A 21,766-nucleotide genomic window follows, 5' to 3' on the forward strand; every position below is an offset into this window, starting at 1 on the left:
GTAGATCTCAAGGGGGTCGCCCTCCCGGATGCGCATGGTTCTGCGGATCTCCTTGGGGATCACGATGCGCCCCAGGTCGTCGATGCGGCGAACAATTCCCGTTGCTTTCATGGCTGCATTCACTCCAACTCTCGATTTGATTCTGTTTCTCCCGCATGGACGCCCACCCGCCTGGGTTGGTCCCGTTGGACACGGCCCATGCCTGCCCCGTTAGTATCCGCATTTGGGCGGCCGTTATGCGGAAAGGGGAGAAATCTGTGGGCGGACAGGAAAAGCAAGGTCTGGCACTTGCAAAAGGTGGAAAGATGTGATATAAATTATTGAACTGAAGAAACTAAACTATATAGTATTTTGATGTGGGGGCGACCGATGTGGAATTGAACCTGCTGGCGGAGTTTGTCCTGCTGGCTCGCTACCTGAACTATAGTAAAACCGCCCAGGAGCTCAACCTGACCCAGCCCACCCTCAGCCGGCATATCGTGCAGCTGGAGGAGGAGCTGGGTATTCAGTTGTTCCGGCGGGACCGGCAGTCGGTGTCCCTCACTGAGGCGGGGGCCATGTTTCTTCCCGAGGCCACCGGGGTCATGGCCCGGTACGACGCCGCCCGGCGGCGGCTCCAGGAGTATCGGGACGGCATGGCGGGCAGCCTCACCCTGGGCTGCCGGTGGATCTATAACGGAGGGCTATGGCCTCAGGTTCTCTACCGGTTCCGGGAGCAATACCCCCTGATCTCGGTGCGGCTCATCTCCTACCAGCATGTGGAGGCCCTTCAGGACGGGGTGAGGGACGGGGTGCTGGACGCCGCCATCACTCTGCGCACCGACGATGCCATCCCTTCGGAATTCCAGGGGGTCAACCTGCGGCAGGTGCCCCTGGTGGCCGCCATGCGGGAAAACCACCCCCTGGCCAGCCGGGCGGTGGTCACCCCGGCGGAGCTGGCCAGAGAGCGGCTGCTGGTGCCTCAGACCAGGGGCGGGCTGGGTTATCCCGCCCTGATGACAGCCTTGTTCCGCTCCTGCGGCCTGAGCCCGGTGATCTGTTACTCCGGGGAGCAGCAGGAGGAGGCCTTGCTCCAGGTCCAGCTGGAGGATGTGGTAGCCCTCATTCCCCAATGCTACTACCCCGATACCCCGCTGCCCGGCCTGCGGGCTCCCCAGGTGGCGGGCACCACCGGCCTGTTCCATATGACTGCCCTGGCCCGGGCGGACAGCCCCAACGACGCCGTGCGCCTCTTCCTTCGGCTGTGCCGGTCCATGTGCAAGCAGGAGCGTCTGGCCGCCCAGGAGACTACGCTGGAATGATACTATACCAACCGTCTGGCAACTATCCCAGGCGGTTTATTTATTTTTGGAATAACGAGTTTAAAATGTGCATTTTACTTTTTGACCTGCGTGTGGTAAAGTGTAGTTAAGCTCTTCTAAATGAATTAGAGGAATCCAAAATCATAAGGAAAACGAGGTGTTGAGGTATGTCTCAGAAGGCGATGGAAAGCCAGTGCGCCTGCTGCTGCGGCTGCGGCACGGAGAGCGAGGAGACCCTGCAGAAGCGCATCCGCTCTCTGGCCCGGGAGTACCGGGGCAAGGAGGGGTCCTTGATCCAGGTCCTGCATATGGCCCAGACCATTTATGGATACCTCCCCATCGAGGTACAGAAGATCGTGGCCGATGAGCTGCAGATCCCCCTGTCCGAGGTGTCGGGGGTAGTGACCTTTTACTCCTTTTTCTCCACTCAGCCCAGGGGCAAGCACACCATCCGGGTGTGCCTGGGCACCGCCTGCTATGTCCGGGGCGGCAAGAAGATCGTGGAGAAGCTCCAGGAACTGCTGAATGTGAAGGTAGGGGACACCACCGCCGACCGGAAGTTTACCCTGGAGGTGGCCCGGTGCATCGGCGCCTGTGGACTGGCCCCCGCCATGTCCATCGACGACACCGTGTATAAGCAGGTCAAGCCCGAGCGGCTGGAGAGCATTCTGGCCCGGTATGATGAGAATGGGGGGGATGAACAGTGAGTCGCATACAGTCTGTCGCGGATCTGAACCGCATCAAGGAAAGCTATCTGGACCGCCAGAGCAAGTGCGCCTGGCAGGTGCTGGTGTGCGGCGGCGCCGGCTGCGTGTCCTCCCACTGCCAGGAGGTCCGGGAGGCTCTGGACCAGGCTCTGGCCGACCACGGCCTTACCGATTCCGTCAGCGTGCTGGTCACCGGCTGTATGGGCACCTGTGCCGCCGGCCCTGTCATGCTGGTGGAGCCTGACGGCATCTTCTACACCTCTATGGACCCCGAGAAGGTCCGCGAGGTGGTGGAGCGCCACCTGGTGTCCGGCCAGGTGGTGGAGGAGTACACCTTCTGGGACAGCTTCCAAAAGAAGCGGGTTCCCAAGCTGGACGACATCAGCTTTTTCAAGGAGCAGGTCCGCATCGCCCTGCGCAACTGCGGCCGCATGGAATATTCCTCCCTGGACGCCTATATCGCCCGGGACGGCTACGGCGCGGCGGCCAAGGCCCTGTTGACCATGACCCCCGAGCAGGTGGTGGAGGAGATGAAGGCCTCCGGCCTGCGGGGCCGGGGCGGCGCCGGCTTCCCCACCGGCGTCAAGTGGGAGGCCGGTATGAAGGCCCCCAAGGGTCAGAAGTACATCGTGTGTAACGCCGACGAGGGCGACCCCGGCGCGTTCATGGACCGCTCCGTGCTGGAGGGCGATCCCCACTCCATCATCGAGGGCATGCTGCTGGGCGGCTACGCCATCGGCGCCGACAAGGGCTATGTCTACGTCCGGGCCGAGTACCCCCTGGCGGTAGAGCGGCTGGGCGCCGCCATCGACCAGGCCCGGGAGGCCGGTCTGCTGGGCGAGAACATCCTGGGCTCCGGGGTCAACTTCGATCTGGAGATCCGCATCGGAGCCGGCGCCTTCGTCTGCGGCGAGGAGACCGCCCTGCTGGCCTCCATCGAGGGCATGAGAGGCGAGCCCCGGCAGAAGCCTCCCTTCCCCTTTGAGTCCGGCCTGTTTGAAAAGCCCACCATCATCAACAACGTGGAGACCCTGGCCAATGTGGCCCCCATCATCCTCAACGGTGCTTCCTGGTACGCTGGCTTCGGCACCGAGAAGAGCAAGGGCACAAAGGTCTTTGCCCTGGCGGGCGCCATTGTCAACGCCGGCATCATCGAGGTGCCCATGGGTACCGTGCTGGGCGACATCGTCTACAAGATCGGCGGCGGCATCGTGGATGGCAAGGGCTTCAAGGCCATCCAGTCCGGCGGTCCCTCCGGCGGCTGCCTCACCAAGGAGCACCTGAACGTGACGGTGGACTACGAGTCCCTGTCCGCCCTGGGGGCTATCATGGGCTCCGGCGGTCTCATCGTCATGAACGAGGACACCTGTATGGTGGACACCGCCCGCTACTTTATGGACTTCATCCGGGACGAGAGCTGCGGCAAGTGCCTGCCCTGCCGTGTGGGCACCAAGCGGATGCTGGAGATCCTGGAGCGCATCACTCAGGGCAAGGGCGAGGAAGGCGACATCGAGATGCTGGAGGAGCTGGCCTCCACCCTGCAGCAGACCGCCATGTGCGGCCTGGGTCAGACCGCCTCCAACCCCGTCCTGTCCACCATCCGCTACTTCCGGGACGAGTACGAGACCCACATCAAGGCCAAGCACTGCGACGCCGGGGTGTGCTCTGAGCTGTACACCTCTCCCTGCCGCAACGCCTGCCCCGCCGGGGTCAATGTGCCCGGCTACCTGTCCCTGGTGGCTGCCGGCCGCCTGGGCGACGCCTACCGGCTCATCCGTCAGGACAATCCCTTCCCCGCCGTCTGCGGTCGTGTGTGTACCCATCCTTGCGAGCGGCATTGCCGCCGCAGCCAGGTGGATGAACCCCTGTCCATCTGCTCCATCAAGCGGTTCGTGGGCGACCACGTGCTCAGCGGCGAGTATGAAGTGCCCCCCGTCAAGCCCAACCCGCCCACCGGCAAGCAGGTTTCGGTGGTGGGCGCCGGCCCGTCCGGCCTCACCTGTGCCTATTACCTGGCCAAGCTGGGCCACAAGGTGGACGTGTACGAGGCCGACGCGGTGGCCGGCGGCGTGCTGTACTGGGGTATCCCCGAGTACCGCCTGCCCAACGAGGTGCTGGCCAAGGAGATCGCCGCCATTGAGGAGGCCGGCGTTACCATCCACACCAATTCCCGCATCGGTTCCCGTGCCGGTTGCATCATGACGGTCAACGAGCTTATGAAGCGCAGCGACGCGGTATATATGGCCATCGGAACCCAGAAGCCCATGCGTATGGACGTGCCCGGCGAGGACCTGGAGGGCGTGGAGAGCGGCCTGTCCTTCCTGCGTCGGGTGGGCCTCAACGTGGACCGTACCGTTCCCCGCCGTCTGGTGGTCATCGGCGGCGGCTCCACCGCTATGGACTGCGCCCGTACCGCCCGCCGCCTGGGGGCGGAGGAGATCACCGTGGCCTACCGCCGCACCGTGGACGAGATGCCTGCCGGCGCCGAGGAAGTGGCCGAGGCCCGTGAGGAGGGCATCAACCTGGTGGAGCTGGCCTCTCCCGTGGAGATCCTGGGAGAGAAGGGCAAGGTCACCGGCATCCGCCTGATCCGCCGGGAGCTGGCCGATTTCGGAAAGGACGGCCGTATGCGCAGCCGCACCATCCCCGGCTCCGAGTTCGAGATTCCCTGCGATGGGGTGGTGGCCGCCGTCAACCAGGGCCTGGATGCCAATACCCTGCCCACCGACGAGGGCGGCAAGAATTTCGCCACCAACCGCTTCACCGGTGAGACCAACCGGCCCGGCATGTTCGCCGGCGGCGACGCCGCCGCCCACGGCAGCCGTGTGGTCATCAACGCCATCGCCGACGGCAAGAAGGCCGCCGCGGGTATTGACCGCTATCTGGGCGGCGCCGGTATCCTCAACAAGGGCGAGGAGATCGAGATCCCTGTCATCCCCGTGGGCGACGTGGAAGAGCACGACCGCTTCCCCACCCGCTGCCTGGGTGTGGAAGACCGGGTGGACAACTTCAACGAGGTGGCCCAGGGCTACCACAACCTGGACGCCATGGCCGAGTGCCTGCGCTGCCTGCACTGCGATAGGAGGTAAGGAAGATGCTGAATCTGACCATCAACGGAAAACCCTGCCAGGCTCAGGAGGGCTCCACCATCCTGGAGGCCGCCCGGCAGAACGGCATCCACATCCCCTCCCTGTGCTACCTGAAGGATGTCCACCAGTACGGCACCTGCCGCATCTGCGTGGTGGAGGTGGAGGGCATGCGCAATCTCCAGGCCTCCTGCATGGTGAAGGCCAAGGAGGGCATGGTGATCCACACCAACAGCCCCAAGGTGCGGGCAAAGCGGAAGGTGCTCTACGAGCTGCTCATCTCCAACCATCCCAAGGACTGCCTGTCCTGTGCCCGCAACCAGAGCTGCGAGCTCCAGGCTCTGGGCGAGGAGCTGGGAGTCACCGAGGCCCGCATCTCCGGCGAAATGGGCCCCGCCCATGTGGACGTGTCCCCCTCCATCACCCGGGACACCTCCAAGTGTATCCTCTGCCGCCGCTGCGTCACCGTGTGTAACCAGATCCAGGAGGTGGGAGCCATCAACGCCCAGCACCGGGGCTTTGACACCGTCATCTCCCCCGCCATGGGCCTGCCCCTGAACTCCACCGCCTGCGCCATGTGCGGCCAGTGCGTGTCTGTCTGCCCCACCGGCGCCCTCACCGAGACCGACGCCATCAAGCCGGTGTGGAAGGCCCTGGAGGACGAAAACAAGGTCACCGTCATTCAGGTGGCCCCCGCTGTCCGGGCCGCTTTGGGCGAGGAATTTGGGATGCCCACCGGCACCCGCTGTACCGGCAAGATCGCCGCCGCTCTTCATGCCCTGGGCTTCGACCATGTGTTTGACACCGACTTTGCCGCTGACCTTACCATCCTGGAGGAAGGCACCGAGCTGCTCCACCGCCTGAAGGCGGCCCTTACCGGCGGCCAGGCCGTGCTGCCCATGCTCACCTCCTGCTCCCCCGGCTGGATCAAGCACATCGAGCACGCATTCCCCACCGAGCTGGACCACCTGTCCACTTGCAAGGCTCCCCATACCATGATGGGCGCCCTGGTGAAGTCCTTCTACGCTGAGAAGGAAGGCATCGATCCTGCCAAGATGTACATGATCTCCGTCATGCCCTGTACCGCCAAGAAGTACGAGGTCCAGCGGCCCGAGATGGAGGTCCACGGCCGCCGGGATGTGGACGCCGTCCTCACCACCCGGGAGCTGGCCCGCATGATCAAGGCCGCCGGCATCGATTTTGCCAACCTGCCCGACGAGAAGTTTGACGATCCTCTGGGCCTGTGCTCCGGCGCCGCCGATATTTTCGGCGTTACCGGCGGCGTGATGGAGGCCGCCCTGCGTACTGTCTATGAGCTGACTACCGGCCGGGAGCTGCCCTTCGAGGGCCTGCACGTCACCCCCATCGTGGGTCTGGAGCTGGTGAAGGAGGCCGCCATCACCTTCGAGAACGTACTGCCGGAGTACTCCTTCCTGGAGGGAGTGACCGCCCGGGTGGCCGTTACCTCCAGCCTGAAGGGCGCCGACATCCTCATGCGGGATGTGGCGGCCGGCACCTCTCCCTATCACTTTATCGAGGTCATGGGCTGCCCCGGCGGCTGTATCAACGGCGGCGGCCAGCCCCGGAACCGGGAGGAGGGCTATCGTGAGAAGCGGATGCAGGCCCTGTACAACGAGGACGAGGCCAAGACCCTCCGCAAGAGCCACGAGAACCCCGATCTGCTGGATCTGTACAAGAACTACCTGGGCGAGCCCTGTGGACACAAGTCCCATGAGCTGCTCCATACCACCTACACCGCCCGGGGCCTGTATAACGAGCTGCTGGACAAATAATCTCACCCTCTATTGCGGGGCGCACCGAATCTGTCGGCGCGCCCCGCTTTTTTGGGCTTTTCTTTGGAAAAAACAGATAAAAAACCTTAGAGCGGTTGCACTCCGCTCCCGACCATATTATAATGAGGGCTGCAAAACAATTTCCCATGCGGTCATGAGAGATGCCAGGCCCACAGGGCCGACAGAATGTGGAAAAGGAGTGCGTTTATGTCTATTCTGGTCAGCGGCGGCGCCGGCTATATCGGCAGCCATACCTGCGTGGAACTGATCCAGGCGGGGTACGATATCGTGGTGGCGGACAATCTGGTCAACTCCTGCGAGGAGGCCGTCCACCGGGTGGAGCAGATCGTGGGCAAGAGCGTCCCCTTCGTGAAGGCGGAGCTGTGCGACCCCGCCCAGGTGGAGGAGCTTTTTGTCAAGTACCCGGAGATCGACTCGGTCATCCACTTCGCCGGCCTGAAGGCAGTGGGGGAGAGCGTGGCCAAGCCCTTGGAGTACTATACCAACAACCTGGTGAACACCATGGTCCTTCTCAACGCCATGCGTAAGCATGGGGTGAAGAACTTCGTGTTCTCCTCCTCCGCCACCGTATACGGCGATCCCGCCTCGGTGCCCATCCGGGAGGACTTCCCCACCGGCGGCACCACCAACCCCTACGGCACCACCAAGCTGTTCATTGAGCGTATCCTCACCGACTATTGCGCCGCCGACCCCACCCTGAACGTGGCCCTGCTGCGCTATTTCAACCCCATTGGAGCCCACGCGTCCGGCCTCATCGGCGAGGACCCCAACGGCATCCCCAACAACCTGGTGCCCTATATCGCCCAGGTGGCGGTGGGTAAGCTGGAAAAGCTCCACGTCTACGGCGGCGACTATCCCACCCCCGACGGCACCGGCGTGCGGGACTACATCCACGTGGTGGACCTGGCCCTGGGCCATGTGGCCGCCCTGAAGAAGCTGGAGCAGGACTGCGGCCTGTTCGTATGCAACCTGGGCACCGGCAAGGGCTACTCTGTGCTGGATATCCTCCACGCCTATGAGAAGGCCTGCGGCAAGACCCTGCCCTACGTGATGGATCCCCGGCGGCCCGGCGACATTGCCGAGTGCTACGCCGATCCCACCAAGGCCCGGGAGGAGCTGGGCTGGGAGGCCAAGTACGGCATCGAGGAGATGTGCGCCTCCTCCTGGAAGTGGCAGTCCACCAACCCCAACGGATATCGCGTCTGAGCGGCTCAAGGTAAGGAAGGAAACAGAGAAGTATGAAGAAGCCCGTACTTGTGGTCATGGCGGCTGGCATGGGCAGCCGCTACGGCGGCCTGAAGCAGATCGACCCCGTAGGGAGCCATGGCCAGATGATCATTGACTATTCCATTTATGACGCCCGCCGGGCCGGCTTTGAGACGGTGGTGTTCGTCATCAAGCACCAGATCGAGGACACCTTCAAGGCCGCCATCGGGGAGCGGCTGAGTAAGGTCATCGACGTAAAGTATGCCTACCAGGAGCTGGACGACCTGCCGGAGGGCTATGCCGTGCCCGCCGGCCGGGTCAAGCCCTGGGGCACCTGCCACGCGGTGCTGGCCGCCCGCAAGGTGGTGGAGGGCCCCTTTGCCGTCATCAACTCCGACGATTACTACGGCCCCCAGGCGTTCCGGGAGATCTACCAGTATCTGGAGAGTCATCCCGACCAGGCCGGTTGCTACGAGTACGCCATGGTGGGCTACCGCCTGGGCAACACTGTCACCGAGCACGGCCATGTGGCCCGGGGGGTGTGCGCCGAGGATGAAAACCACTACCTGAAAGCGGTGGTGGAGCGCACCCACATCGAGAAGGACGGGGAGAACGCCCGGTTCACCGAGGACGGCGGCCAGACCTGGACCGCCCTGTCCGGGGACACCATCGTGTCCATGAACCTGTGGGGCTTCTCCCACAGCTTCCTCACCGAGGCGGAGGCCCGGCTGCCCGCCTTCCTGGACAAAGCCCTGGCGGAAAACCCGGAGAAAGGGGAGTTCTATCTCCCCAGCGTGGTGACCCAGCTGCTGGAGGAGGGCAAGGCCCGGGTGAAGGTGCTGCGCAGCGCCGACAAGTGGTACGGAGTCACCTACCGGGAGGACAAGCCGGTGGTGGTGGCTGCCGTCCAGGCCATGACCCAGGCGGGACTGTATCCCGACGATCTGTGGGGAGCGTGTGACCATGGCGCCTGCTGAGCAGTATCTACAGGCCGCCCTGGACGCATTTGACTTTGGCGGCCAGGTGGTGGGGGCGGTGCGCTTCGGCTCCGGCCACATCAACGACACCTTCTGTGTCCACACCCAGCCAGGGGAGGACCCCTGCCGACGCTTTATCCTCCAGCGGATCTCCGCCAACGCCTTCCACCACCCGGAGCAGGTGATGGCCAACATCGTGGGGGTCACCTCCTACCTGAAAAAGGAGATCGCCGCAGCCGGAGGAGACCCGGAGCGGGAGACCCTCTCCCTATGCGCCGCCCGGGACGGCTCCTATTTTCACATGGATCCTGAGGGGAGCGCCTGGCGGGTGTACCCCTTTGTAGAGGGTACCATGTGCCTCCAGTGCGCCGACACCCCCCAGCGGTTCGCCACCTCCGCCAGGGCATTTGGCAAGTTCCAGCGGATGCTGAAGGATTACCCTGCGGACACCCTGTATGAGACCATCCCCCACTTCCACGATACCGAGGACCGGCTGGCCAAGCTGAAGGCCGCTGTGGCCGCCGACCCTCTGGGCCGGGTAAAGGACGTGAAGGCTGAGCTGGACTTTGTGGCCGCCCGGGAGAGGGATTGCTCGGTGGTGTGCCGGGCCCTGCGGGAGGGGGAGCTCCCCCTGCGGGTGACCCACAACGATACCAAGCTGAACAACGTGCTGCTGGACCGGGAGACGGGAGAGGCCCTGTGCGTCATCGACCTGGACACCGTCATGCCCGGCCTGTCGGTGAACGATTTTGGAGACTCTATCCGGTTCGGGGCCAACCACTGCGCCGAGGACGAGACCGACCTGTCCAGGGTGAATTTTGACCTGGATCTCTTCGACGCCTATACCCGGGGCTTCCTGGAGGGGGCCGGCGGGGCCCTCACCGAGGGGGAGCTGGAGTATCTGCCCTGGGGGGCCCGGCTCATCACTCTGGAGTGCGGGATGCGCTTCCTCACCGATTACCTGGAGGGGGACAAGTACTTCCGCATCCACCGCCCCGGCCAGAACCTGGACCGGTGCCGCACCCAGTTCAAGCTGGTGGCCGACATGGAGGCCAGCTGGGACGAGATGCGGGCCGTGGTGGACAAATACCGATAACAAATTGGGCCTGCCGCGCGATCGCGCGGCAGGCCCTTTTGCGGTTTTGGCGGGAACGGAACGGCGGGCGGCCACTGGCCGGCCCGGCGGAACGGGGCGGGAAACGAAACGGAAGGGTTGTGCTGGATCTGTAGAGGCGGGGCTCTGTCCCCGCCCGCCCCCTCATCCGTCACGGCTTACGCCGTGCCACCTTCCCCCCTAAGGGGGGAAGGTCAGGCATTTTAGTGACGTTGGTGGGGGACGGAATGGCGGGCGGCCACTGGCAGCCCCTACGGAGGTGTGACAATTTGCCTGTAGGGGCGATTATCAATCGCCCGCCGTTACTGGTTACCCGGGCTGGTTCACCACCCCGGCGAAGAGGGGCTGGCCGGCGGCGCCGGTGAGGACAAAGAGGAAGGGGCGGTCCAGGGTGAAGTCCACCTCGTCCTCCGGAGGCATGGCCCCGCCGTTTGCGGCCAGTACCGTGAAGGCGGCGGCGGTGAGCCCCTCCTCGTCCACCGTCACCCGGGCGGCGTGGGTGGCCTGGGAGACGTAGATCTCATCCACCTCGGTGGTCATGGGGGTGAAATCGGAGACCGCCGGGTCAAACACGTCGGTGATCCCCATGGCCTCCAACCCGTCCTTCAGGTCGATCTGGCCGGACACGTCAAACTTGGGCATGGACAGGTTCACCGTCAGGTGCTTCTGGTTGTCCCAGTCCCCGTTGGAGAGCAGGAAGTCCTGGGCCTCCGGGTCGGCCAGCAGCTGGTCCACGCTCACCCCCTGGTCGGGGAGGATCAGCCACAGGGCGCCGCTGTCCTTCACCGTCTTCCCCACGGCGGAGAAGTTCTCCCCCCAGTAGTAGGCGCTGTCGGAGGACTGGCGCATGAAGTCGCAGGTCACGTCCCCCTCCGGGGTGTGGAACTGGTCGGGGGCGGTTTTGTCCGGGTTGAACTCCTGGGCCCACCGGCCCCGGTAGTACACGGTGGTGGCCAGGGCCAGCACGGTCTCCGGGTCCAGCTTGATCTGGTCCGCCGCCTCCTTCAGCAGGCCGCCGGTCTGGTCGTTGAGCCAGGCCTGGAGGGCCTGGTTGAACTCCGCCGAGCCCATCTCCCCCTGGTAGGAGGAGGCGTAGTAGGTGTCGGCCAGGGTGTCCAGGGTGGACTGGACGAAGGGCACGTCCTGGCTGAGCCACAGGGAGGAGGCCAGGACGCTGGTCACCGCCCCGTCGTCGCAGTAGTTGGCGTTCCACAGGGCCCTGGCCTGGGTGCGCAGGGTCTCAATGCTGTCCTGGCCCAGCAGGTCCAGGATCTGCTGGCGGCTGTCGCCGTCGGTGAGCTCGGCCAGCATCCCCAGGGCAAAGTAGAGGTTCAGGGGGGAGTACACCCTGTTTTCCGTGCCCCCGCCCCCCAGGAACTGGACCAGGGAGGCGGCGTAATACCCCTCCAGGCCACTGTCGTAGCCCTCCGGCTGGTCCAGCTGGGCCTTCCGGTCGGCCCACCAGGCGTCGTAGCACGCCCTCCAGGCGTCCATATCGATATCGCCGTTGGCCTTCAGATAGTCGGCCTCACTGGGGTAGGGGGCCATCTCCGGGTATGCCGCCACCGCGAGAGCAGAGGCGTGGGCGATTATGGGGCTGTTATTGGGCACCGGGGAAGGCTGGCCTGTCAGAGAGCTCCTACCGGGCTGCAGGGAAATGCCGATGAGGATGGCGGCGGCCGCCGCCACGGCGGTGAGCCCCACCCACAGGGGGCGGCGGGGTGATTTCTTGGGGGGTTTGGCGGCCCGGTCCACCAGGGCCGGGTCCACGTGCTCCAGGCTGTCCAGCAAGTCGTCCGCTTTCATACCGTAAATCCCTCCTTGGTCAGGTGGTCCCGCAGCCCCTGTCGGGTGCGGAACAGGGTGGTTTTGACCTTGCTCTGGGTGAGTCCGTACCGCCGGGCGATGTCCCCGACGGGGTCGAAGAACCAGTACCGCCGGAGGAAGATGTTCCGGGGCTCCTCCGGCAGGGCCCTGAGGAAGGAGTTGAGGGCCGCCCCCAGGGCCATGCCGTCCACCAGCTCCTGGGTGGGGTCGGGGCCGGGGATGCACTCCTCCAGCTCCCGGGTCAGGGCGGTGAGCCGGGCGATCTCGTTCCGGCGGCGGCGGGCCCGGCACTGGTCCAGCACCTTGTGGCGCATGAGCCGGGCCAGGAAGGGGAAGAGGTAGTCCCGGGGCTGGTGGGGCGGGATGGAGTCCCAGGCCGCCAGATAGGCGTCGTTCTCGCACTCCTCCACCGTCAGCCGGTCGGGCAGCAGATGAAAGCCCAGCTGCCTCAGTCGGTTTCCGTACTTGTCCGCCGCCTCCCGGATGCCCCCCTCGTCCCGGGCCAGAAACAGGTCCACAATACAGGTATCTTCCACGGTCCTCCCTCCTCTCCCTCTCCTGAAAGGCCTTTCACCCTCTATAGCGATATGACAAGGGAAAAGGTTACAGCGGGAAACAGGTTGTGCTTTTAGATAACAAAACGGGCCTGTTGCCGCAACAGGCCCGTTTAGGACGGTTATTGCACGCCCTGATTCCACCGGACGGGGTGGGCAAAGCCTGGGTGACGGGCACGTATGGCTTGATACGCCTGCGCATAGTCGGGGGTCGATTCTGCGATCTGCCAGTACTCCTTCATACGAGTCAGGGCTTCCTCCCTGTTCTGAGCAGTGCGCAGGATGGTATACATGTCCTTGACGCTCTTGCCCACCGAGGCATAGTATTGCAGCCGGTTTCTGAAGTGGAGTTCATCCAGATCCTGAATTTCCTGGGCGAAAAAGTCGGGGTAATTGTCCATGAGCTTCAAGGCAACCTGGGAGAAGGCGAAGTCTGCGTCCAGATCCGCCTGATGCTCCGCCAGCTCCTCCGGGGTGAGGAACATCAGCTGGTCGCCATACTTCCGCTCCAGGTAGCGGAAGTGGGCGCTGAGCACCTGCCTGAGCTGGGCCATACCGGCGGCATTTCGTTGGGAGGCCTCCTTCAGGGCGTCCTCGTTGGGGTCCTGCCCCATGGGAGCCGTGCGGTGGAGCCCCGCCCCCGCTGCCAGGTTTTCCAGCATCTCCCGCAGGGTTTCGGGGGTGAGCAGGGCCTGGGCGGCCCGGGACTGGAGGAAGGCCCCAAACCGGCGGAACAGGGATTCGGACAGGTTCGCCGGCAGGCCCCTGGCCTCCAGCTCCTGGGGGGTGTAGTTCAGGGAGTAGTAATTCTCGTCCTGGAGACGCTGGCGCACCGCCTGGGCTTCCGGCGCCTGACTGCGCTCGTATTCCCAGGTCACCCGGGTCAGGGGATCGTCCATCAGGTTGGCCATATTTTTGCCGATTTTGACGCCCTGGGCCAACCGCTCCTCGTACTCCGGATGGCCCACGATGGCGCTGTTTTGCAGCCGGGTCCGGCTCTCCTCCATCTGCTGGCTGGAGGCGGCCAGCTGCCGCTCCGTCCAGGCGGGGATGCCGCCGGCCAGGGGTTGCTCCTCCTGGATGAAGCAGGCGGCGTCCGCTCCGCCGTGCTTTGTCATGTAGCCCACGGCCAGGGCCCGGGCCCGCTGGGCCAGGGCCTGGATCATGGATGCCTGATAGGCGTACTCCGGGCCCTTGTACCGGATCAGGTCGTCCCCCAGGGTGAGGTAGGCGGTCTGAGCGGGAGTGGCGGTGTGGTGTCTGGTCCCCATTAGCTCAGCCAGCATTTCCACGTCCAGCAGCATCTGGTTGAGCTCGGCGGCGTGGAGGATGAGCGCGCTGTCCGGCAGGGCGGCCAGGGCGTTGACGTCGCAGTCCAGGATCCGCTGGACCCGGGGAGTCAGCCGGTCTTTTACCTGGTAGTACACATCCTTGGGGGGTACGCCGCCGGGGGCTTGGTGGAACTGGACCAGCATCTTCACCACGGCGGCGTTTTCCTCCCGGTGTTCTTCCCCCACCTGGAGCAGGGCGGCCCCTTTGACCATCCAGGGGGCCCGGCGCTCTGCCAGTGCCAGGGTCACGCCGGAGTCGGCCAGGGCCTGGCGCAGCAAGTCTTCGTTCTGCTTTACCCGAGCGGCGTAGTCCCCTCCGCTCTGGCGTATCTGACGTTCCTCCTCCTGCTGGTGGCCGGCCTGAGCTTGCCGGTAGTCGGTCAGAAATTCCGGGAGGGTGGCGTTGGCCTGATGGATGTTCTGCTCCTGGACGTGGCTTATGTATTCGCCTTTGTCCAGGTCACAGCCATACTTGTTGGATAGGGTGAACAGGGCGGCGGAAAAGGCCAGAGACAGGGGGAAGGCGGCCTCCAGAGCCTGGCGGGTCATGGGGTCCATGGCGTTGAAATAAGGGACGTTCACCGGGTCCTTCATGATGTCGTTCATGGCGTAGAATTTATCCACAATGTCCCTATAGCGGGCCATATTCCGTCGGACGTTGCGCACGGTCAGCATGTCGGGGGTAAAACGGATGGCAAGCAGTTCCTTGACCATGTTGTCCAGGTGGGGCCTGCGGCGCTCCAGATTCCCGGTGAGATAGTCGGTGAAGAGCTGGTGGTCTGCGGCTTTGTTGGCCTTATCCTGGGCGGACATCCCGCCCAGCTTGCCCTTCTGATAGCCTTTGCAGAAGGACATCAGCACCCGCCGGTCATAGGAGGAACAGGTCTGCATCTGGGGACACTCCCGGGCGGACAGGGCTTTCCGTTCCTTGGACAACCTGGCCCCTTCCACCAGGTCGTAGGTGATGGCAGTGCCAACCGGGCAGGCTTTCCGGGCAATCTTGGCGTGCTTTTTCTCCCGTCTGCGGGCCTTGTAGCCGGTGGGAGAGGGGAGTTCCTCCTGGACAGGGGCCCCATGGGCGGCCTGGACGGCCTGCGCGGGAGGGAGCTGCTGGTGGACGACGGTGGTGAGCTGGGCATTGAGGGCCTGGTCCTGGGCGGCCTGCTGACGGACTTCCTCTTGCTCCGGAGCGGTCTGGCGCACAACCTGCTCCTGTTGAACCTCCTGCTGCTGGGTCTGGATCTGTTCCTGCTTTTGCTCCTGCTGGTAGGCCTGGCTCATAGAGATCCTCCTTCCTTGTATTCCACCGGCCGTATAAAGCTCCGGGATATGGGAGAGACGCCGGGGAGAATGGCGGCCATCAGCTGGGCGGTCTGGTCGTCCACCGTCTGTACGGCTACCCGGGTCTCGGGGGCGGAGATCTCCCGCAGCCGCGCGAAGGCGGACTGGAGCATCAGAGGCAGGTCATTGGGCTGGGCGCTCTTTACCCAGGCCAGAGTCACCTGGTCGGGAGCCTGTCGGGTCAGCACGGCGAAGGAACGGGGCATGCCCTGCTCCAGGATAGCCACGCTGGCCTGCTGATCCACTGAGGGATCGGTGAGGGGGACCTCCAGATAGTTTTCCCCGGCGGCGGCAGCCTTTTTGTAGACGGCTACCAGGGCAGAGGTGGATACCTGTACAAAAGGTATCGGTCCCTTTGGGGGCTCTGTCCGGTTTTGGAACAGGGGAGAGTCCGCCAGCTCTTTCAGGGTGGTCAAGTAGATTCCGCTCTCCTCTTCTTCAGGCTGAAAGCCCAGAGCGGTAAAGAAAGGAGCCAGAGCTTCGTGCTCCGGCAGGGTCTGGGTATATCCGCATTGGATGGAGCCGCACAGACCGGTACCCAGGGCGGCCAGAGTGTTCACCAGCAGCCGGCCGCCGCCCTGGCGGCGGTAGTCCGGGGCGACGTAGAGGGAGCGGATGGACAGGGTGTCCTGGCCGTCCAGCCAGGCTGTCGCGGCTCCGCAGGCCACCTCTCCCTTCATCAAGCCCAGGGCAGTCAACGGTTCTCCTCGCTCCAGGGCCGCTTCGGAATCAGGCAGCAGAAAGGTGCGGAAGAGAGGCAGATTACTTTGATCAATCCAGCCTACATGCATGAGACATGTCTCCTTTCAAAAGCGCCCCGGAAAGGGCGGTGAGATCTTAGCTGCTTTCACCATTATAGCAGATGAGACGGTTGGGAGCCTAAAATTTTCCTAAAGATTTGTTAAAGCCGGGATAGGAGCCGCTTGGGCCGTGCCTCTCTATAACAATAGCAGTACCCCCTGGTGTAGTCTTTTTTCTACATCAGGGGGCCTTTTGTCACTGTCCGTTTTTACTGGACCTGTTCACTTTTCCCATCAGGGCTTAGTTAAAGGGATTCTCGGTGGGGTAGGGCAGGCTCTTGGGCTGGTTGTAGGCCACGTCCTCCACGCCCAGGAACTTCATGACCTCAAACAGGGCCTTGCCGTAGTGGCCAAAGGCCACCGCGCCGTGGTGGGGGTACCGCTTTTGCACCAGTACGTGGCGGTAGAACCGGCCCATCTCCGGGATGGCGAAAATCCCGATGCCGCCGAAGGAGCGGGTCCTGACGGGAAGCACCTCGCCCTGAGCGATGTAGGAGCGGAGCACTCCCTCGCTGTCGCACTGGAGGCGGTAGAAGGTGATGGGGCTGGCGGCGATATCTCCCTCCAGGGTGCCCCGGGTGAAGTCGGGCTCGGAGCCCTTGGGCTCCAGCAGCCGGTGCTGGATGAGCTGATACTTCACCGCCCGGTCGGCGCACAGCTTGCAGCTGGGGGTGTTGCCGCAGTGGAAGCCCATGAAGGTGTCGGTGAGCTGGTAAGGGAACTTGCCCTGAATATCCTGGGCATACAGGTCGGCGGGCACCGAGTTGTTGATGTCCAGCAGGGTGACGGTGTCGCCGGACACGCACATGCCGATGTACTCGCTCAAAGCGCCGTAGATGTCCACCTCGCAGGACACGGGGATGCCCCGGCTCACCAGCCGGGAGTTGACATAGCAGGGCTCAAAGCCAAAGGCCTCGGGGAAGGCGGGCCAGCACTTGTCGGCAAAGGCCACGTACTTCCGGGAGCCCTTGTGCTGCTCCGCCCAGTCCAGCAGGGTGAGCTCCAGCTGGGCCATCCGGGCGCTCATATCGGGGTAGTAGCAGCCCTCTCCCATCTCCTTGGCCATGTCGGCGCACACATCGGGGATGCGGGGGTCGTTCTCATGGGCCTTGTAGGCCACCAGCAGATCCAGCTCCGAGTTCTCCTCGATCTCCACTCCGATCTCGTACAGCCCTTTGATGGGGGCGTTGCAGGCGAAGAAGTCCTGGGGCCGGGGGCCAAAGGTGATGATCTTCAGGTTGGACAGGCCGATGAGGGCCCGGGCGATGGGCTGGAAGTCGGCGATCATCCGGGCGATGTCCTGGGCGGTGCCCACGGGGTACTGGGGGATGTAAGCCTTCAGGTGGCGCATGCCCAGGTTGTAGGAGCAGTTGAGCATGCCACAGTAGGCATCGCCCCGGCCGTCGATCAGGTCGTCGCCGGTCTCCTCGGCGGCGGCGGCGTACATGACCGGGCCGTCAAAATGCTTGGCGATGAGGGTCTCGGGGGTCTCGGGGCCAAAGTTGCCCAAAAACACCACCAGGGCGTTGCAGCCGACGGCCTTCACGTCCTCCACCGCCTTGAGCATATCCAGCTCGTTCTCCACGGTGGTCTTGCACTCGTAAAGCTCCAGGCCCTGTTCCTGACAGGCGGCCACGATGGCCCCACGGCGGCGCTCCGACAGGGAGATAATAAAGCAGTCCCGGGATACGGCAATGATGCCCAGTTTGACCTGAGGAATGTTGGTAAGCATACCGATCGACCTTCCTTTATGATAAATTCAATTTGGGAAATATAGGTTTCAGCGCCGGATAGACGGCCTGGAACCGCCGGTATCTGGCCTCGTACCGGGCGGCGATCTCCGGGTCGGGCTGTGTGGTGGATGCCACCCGCACCAGCTTTTTGCATACGTCCTCCACCGAGGGGTAGGCCCCGCAGGCCACCATGGCCAGCATGGCGCCCCCCATGCCCGGTCCCTGCTCGGATACGGGGGTATCCAGGGGGATGTTGAGAACGTTAGCCATGATTTTTTTCCATAGAGGACTCTTGGCCCCGCCGCCGCAGATCATGCTGCGGGTAATGGGGATGCCCAGGGACTTGGCCACCTCAAAGCTGTCCCGGATGGCGAAGGCCACCCCCTCCAGCACCGCCTGGGTCAGGTCGGCCCGGCTGGTGTCCATGGTCATGCCCACCAGGGCACCCCGGGCGTTGGTGTCGTTGATGGGGGACCGCTCCCCCATGAGATAGGGCAGGAAAAACACGTGGTTGTTCCCCAGCCTGTCGTCGGTGATGGCCTTTTGCTCCCCGGCGTAGTCCCCGGTGCCCAGGATACCGTCCATCCACCATTTGTTGCAGCTGGCGGCGGACAGCATACAGCCCATCAGGTGATAGTGGCCGTCGGCGTGGGCAAAGGCGTGGAGGGCGTTGTGAGGATCCACTCCGAAGGTCCCGCTGGAGATGAACAGGGTGCCCGAGGTGCCCAGAGAGATGTTGCAGGCTCCGTCCCCCACAGTGCCGGTGCCCACGGCGGCGGCGGCGTTGTCCCCCGCCCCGGCGCACACCACCACCGATTCCGGCAGGCCCAGCTGGCTTGCCGCCTCCGGCAGCAGGGTGCCCACCGGTTCATAGCTCTCGTAGAGCCTGGGCAGCTGGTCCTCGGCGATGTGGCACAGGGCCAGCATTTCGGCGCTCCACCGCTTGTGCTCCACGTCCAGCAGCAGCATGCCGCTGGCGTCGGAGTAGTCGGTGCAGTGGATCCCGGTGAGGACATAGTTGATGTAATCCTTGGGCAGCATGATTTTGCGGATGCGGGCAAAGAGCTCCGGTTCGTTTTCGCGCATCCACAGCAGCTTGGGGGCGGTAAAGCCGGCAAAGGCGATGTTGGCGGTGCGGGCGGACAGCTTGTCCCGACCCACGGTCTCGTTCAGATAGTCCACCTCTTTGGCGGTGCGGCCGTCGTTCCACAAAATGGCCGGCCGGATGACCTGATCCTGATCGTCCAGCACCACCAGTCCGTGCATCTGGCCGCCGGCTCCGATGCCCGCCACCTGAGAGCTGTCAAAGCCCTCCAGCAGGGCGGGGATACCCTCCCACACGGCGGCTTTCCAATCCTCCGGGTTCTGCTGGCTCCAGCCGGGGCGGGGAAATTCCAGAGGATATTCCCGGGACAGCTCCCGCAGGATCTGTCCCTTTTCGTCCATCAGCAGCAGTTTCACCGCCGAGGTGCCCAGGTCGATTCCAATGTACAGCATGGCGTTCTATCCCACCTGTTCAACATAATTTGGATACCTTGATTTTATTCAATTTTTTCCGGCCTGTCAACGGGGCCAGGAGCTAAGGCTTGATCTCAAGCCGCCTAAAACATGCGGAACATATCCAGTGATACAGTCCGTCAACATGTGCGCGTTTTGCGATCTATTACCTAAAACGGAGGCGGAGTTTCACTTTTAACGGGAAGATGATTCGGCCACGTTTTCCACAAAACGCATGAGAACAGTGGCTACCTCAGCCCGACTGGCGTAGCCCAGTGGGTTGAGGGTGGTGGCGGTGTTGCCGGTAATCAGGCCCTTCGTATTGGCCCAGGAGATAGCCGTCCGTGCCCAGGAACTGACCCGCCCGGCATCGGAATAGCCGCTCAGGCTCCCGGTGCTGGCCGTATCATAGCCCTTGTGCTGGGCATACCGGTACAGGAAGGTTGCCAGCTGTTCCCGGGTAATGGCGTCGTTAGGGCCAAATCCTCCGTTGTCATATCCCTCCACGATATTGATCAAAGGGGAGGAGACCCAGGCGACTGCATCAGCGTACCAGCTTCCATAGACAACATCATGGAAGGAGCTGGTACCTCCAAACGGTTCTCCCTCCAGTCGGTGCAGCATGGTGACGATCATAGACCGAGTGGTAGTCATGTCAGGCTGAAATTGAGTGTCCCCGGTACCTTCCATAATGCCATTCTCACAAACGAAGGCCACAGCGTCGTAATACCAGGCACTGGCAGGCACATCGGCAAAGGACAGGGCAGGTTCCGGCTCCGGGTCAACCGACTTTAGAAAGGAAGCATCCACGGTCACCGGCTCGGGGGGCATCTCGAAGATATAGCGGTGTTCACTGATCTTTTCGGCGTCTACGGGAGCTCCTCCGGCGCTGGTCACGATAACACCATCCACTTCATAGCCGTCATCCGGACTGACGGTAATAGTTACCTTTGTGCCGGCGCTGGCGCTGGCGCAGCTGACGCTGAGACTGCCGTGACTGGTGGGGATCACATCCACCGAACGGTTCACATTGGAGGCATTGACCGTTACCTGCATGGTTGGCCCATCACGCTGGCCCTCATAGGCCGCCAGCCGGACGGTTGCTGTGCCAGCTGAGACGCCCCGTAGTCTTATCGTTCCGCTGCCTGGGTCTCCATAGGAAACGGTTGCGATTACATTTCCGTGTGCATCCTTGATTTCTGGAAGGATTGGACGGAGGGTTGCCAAATACCTTCTGTTGTACAAGGGTGCGGTGACAACGAGCGCATCAACATCCAGCTCTATGGTATCAGAATCAACCATCAGGTCCAAATGGTCCATCAGGGTTTTTACGCCTACATCGGTTGGTATGCTCCCGGTCTGAGTTGAAACCTGAGAGGTGGTATGTGGACTGAACCATTGGATCCAATAAAGGATCCCATTATTTTCAAAACACCCAACGCCAATCTGCTGATAGGATGGGGTCAGGATATTGGCGCGGTGTGTCTCGGAGTTCATCCAAGCATCCATAACGTCAGCGGGAGATTCAAGTCCAACACTCAAATTTTCACCGGCCGCAAGACTCATATCATTCGAGACTGCGTATACAACGATATTTTCATTAAAATTGGTGCTCACAGCTGTGGCAAAGCTCTTGCCGTCAGGACGTTCATGGGCAATGTGCACGGCCAGCTCAGCTGCACGCTGCATGGCCACTTCTGTCATTCCATGCCCCATTGTCAGCGGAGAAAGGCCGCGGATACTGCGCTCCTGGTTCACAAGATCGACAACCTCCCGCGCGCAATCATACCGCCGATTTCCAGACACTATTACCTCAACTGTTGGGGCGGAAGACTCCTCAACCGGCGGGGTGACAGAAGCGTTTATACATGCGTCGATGTAGTCCAGGAGGCTTGCCCCTGACGAAGTAGAGGAATTGACATATCTGATATAGTTTGTCCCCGATTCCTCGGTAATCAGCAGGACATAGGAAAATGCGGCAGATTCGGTTCCAAGCTCAGTAATACCGGACATATCTCCGTGGTTCTCAGCCAAAGTAGTATAGCATTGGCAACGGGGTCCTTGGTGTCGGTATCCGTGACGATTACCAGATAGCCGCCCACAACGGCCTCGCCCTTGCTGTCCGTGGTAGCCTGATTATAGATTTTCTCGATTTCTTCGGTTTCCAGCGTTTCGCCGCAGACCTCGCACTCTTTATGCTTGCTGCCCTCGCTGTCGGTGGTAGGCTCCTTGTCGATGATCCAGTCGCCGGGCTGGTGTCCGGCAGCGTCGGTGTAGTCGCCCTTGTAGGTGTCGCCGCAGCGGATACAGGTGTAGGTGGTGTAGCCCATCTCCGTGCAGGTGGGGGCAGTCACTTCCTCTGCATAGTCATGGAGCTGTTGACAAAGTACTCTTTAAAAATCTGTATTGGAAAATTGACAAGAAAAAAGACGCCCACTGGCGTCATTTCATGGCCCATATCATCCGTTTCAAGTTCAA

The 21,766-nt window shown here is 62.8% G+C and carries 16 protein-coding genes and 1 pseudogene; 7 read left to right on the plus strand and 10 right to left on the minus strand.

The features are described 5' to 3' along the window. Positions 1-111, minus strand: a 111-nt coding sequence (locus tag H6B51_RS11650; protein WP_143382754.1) for an AbrB/MazE/SpoVT family DNA-binding domain-containing protein, incomplete at its 3' end; no start/stop codon positions are given. A 260-nt stretch (positions 112-371) separates the two neighbouring features. Between H6B51_RS11650 and H6B51_RS11655 the strand changes: the two genes are divergently transcribed. The 7 genes from H6B51_RS11655 to H6B51_RS11685 all read left to right on the plus strand — a co-directional run bounded on the left by H6B51_RS11655 (position 372) and on the right by H6B51_RS11685 (position 10,187). Then, positions 372-1,301: a LysR family transcriptional regulator gene (locus H6B51_RS11655; RefSeq protein ID WP_204883855.1), complete on the plus strand. Its 930-nt coding sequence runs from the start codon at positions 372-374 to the stop codon at positions 1,299-1,301. A 167-nt stretch (positions 1,302-1,468) separates the two neighbouring features. Beyond that, positions 1,469-2,008: an NADH-quinone oxidoreductase subunit NuoE gene (gene nuoE / locus H6B51_RS11660; protein WP_243421273.1), complete on the plus strand. Its 540-nt coding sequence runs from the start codon at positions 1,469-1,471 to the stop codon at positions 2,006-2,008. After that, a complete protein-coding gene (nuoF, locus tag H6B51_RS11665) occupies positions 2,005-5,097 on the plus strand; it encodes an NADH-quinone oxidoreductase subunit NuoF (protein ID WP_204883856.1) in 3,093 nt (1,030 codons plus the stop codon). Before nuoE ends, nuoF begins: the two co-directional genes overlap by 4 nt. Before the next feature lie 5 nt (positions 5,098-5,102). After that, the gene (locus H6B51_RS11670) at positions 5,103-6,887 is read left to right on the plus strand and encodes an NADH-dependent [FeFe] hydrogenase, group A6 (protein ID WP_204883857.1); all 1,785 of its coding nucleotides are present in this window, start codon (positions 5,103-5,105) and stop codon (positions 6,885-6,887) included. 207 nt (positions 6,888-7,094) lie between these two features. Continuing rightward, entirely contained in the window at positions 7,095-8,114 is a 1,020-nt protein-coding gene (gene galE / locus H6B51_RS11675) for a UDP-glucose 4-epimerase GalE (protein ID WP_204883858.1), read from the plus strand. Positions 8,115-8,146: 32 nt separating this feature from the next. After that, positions 8,147-9,091, plus strand: coding sequence for a nucleotidyltransferase family protein (locus tag H6B51_RS11680; protein ID WP_204883859.1), 945 nt, complete (start codon positions 8,147-8,149; stop codon positions 9,089-9,091). After that, positions 9,078-10,187 carry a phosphotransferase enzyme family protein gene (locus tag H6B51_RS11685; protein ID WP_204883860.1) on the plus strand — a complete coding sequence of 370 codons (1,110 nt, stop codon included), beginning with the start codon at positions 9,078-9,080 and terminating at the stop codon, positions 10,185-10,187. Before H6B51_RS11680 ends, H6B51_RS11685 begins: the two co-directional genes overlap by 14 nt. 327 nt (positions 10,188-10,514) lie before the next feature. On the opposite strand, the gene H6B51_RS11690 is transcribed toward H6B51_RS11685, so the two are convergent. The 9 genes and pseudogenes from H6B51_RS11690 to H6B51_RS11725 form a co-directional block, all read right to left on the minus strand. Continuing rightward, positions 10,515-12,011 (minus strand): serpin family protein, encoded by a 1,497-nt coding sequence (locus H6B51_RS11690; protein WP_204883861.1) that lies wholly within the window; start codon positions 12,009-12,011, stop codon positions 10,515-10,517. Then, entirely contained in the window at positions 12,008-12,568 is a 561-nt protein-coding gene (locus H6B51_RS11695) for an RNA polymerase sigma factor (RefSeq protein ID WP_204883862.1), read from the minus strand. Before H6B51_RS11695 ends, H6B51_RS11690 begins: the two co-directional genes overlap by 4 nt. 140 nt (positions 12,569-12,708) lie before the next feature. Then, entirely contained in the window at positions 12,709-15,198 is a 2,490-nt protein-coding gene (locus H6B51_RS11700; RefSeq protein WP_204883863.1) for a hypothetical protein, read from the minus strand. Next, positions 15,195-16,049 (minus strand): GNAT family N-acetyltransferase, encoded by an 855-nt coding sequence (locus H6B51_RS11705; RefSeq protein ID WP_204883864.1) that lies wholly within the window; start codon positions 16,047-16,049, stop codon positions 15,195-15,197. Before H6B51_RS11705 ends, H6B51_RS11700 begins: the two co-directional genes overlap by 4 nt. A 250-nt stretch (positions 16,050-16,299) precedes the next feature. Beyond that, positions 16,300-17,790, minus strand: a complete 1,491-nt coding sequence (locus tag H6B51_RS11710; protein WP_204883865.1) for an L-fucose/L-arabinose isomerase family protein — start codon at positions 17,788-17,790, stop codon at positions 16,300-16,302. Positions 17,791-17,806: 16 nt separating this feature from the next. Further along, entirely contained in the window at positions 17,807-19,288 is a 1,482-nt protein-coding gene (xylB, locus tag H6B51_RS11715) for a xylulokinase (RefSeq protein ID WP_204883866.1), read from the minus strand. Between the two features lie 195 nt (positions 19,289-19,483). Continuing rightward, a complete protein-coding gene (locus H6B51_RS17810; protein WP_243421274.1) occupies positions 19,484-20,344 on the minus strand; it encodes an S-layer homology domain-containing protein in 861 nt (286 codons plus the stop codon). Between the two features lie 357 nt (positions 20,345-20,701). Beyond that, positions 20,702-21,301: pseudogene (locus H6B51_RS18470) on the minus strand (CAP domain-containing protein); the annotation flags it as partial. Further along, positions 21,244-21,642: a hypothetical protein gene (locus H6B51_RS11725; protein ID WP_243421275.1), complete on the minus strand. Its 399-nt coding sequence runs from the start codon at positions 21,640-21,642 to the stop codon at positions 21,244-21,246. The gene H6B51_RS11725 and the pseudogene H6B51_RS18470, both read right to left, overlap by 58 nt. Positions 21,643-21,766: the final 124 nt, after the last annotated feature.

Origin of the sequence: Pseudoflavonifractor phocaeensis (assembly GCF_016901955.1) — a bacterium.
Classification (GTDB): domain Bacteria; phylum Bacillota; class Clostridia; order Oscillospirales; family Oscillospiraceae; genus Flavonifractor; species Flavonifractor phocaeensis_A.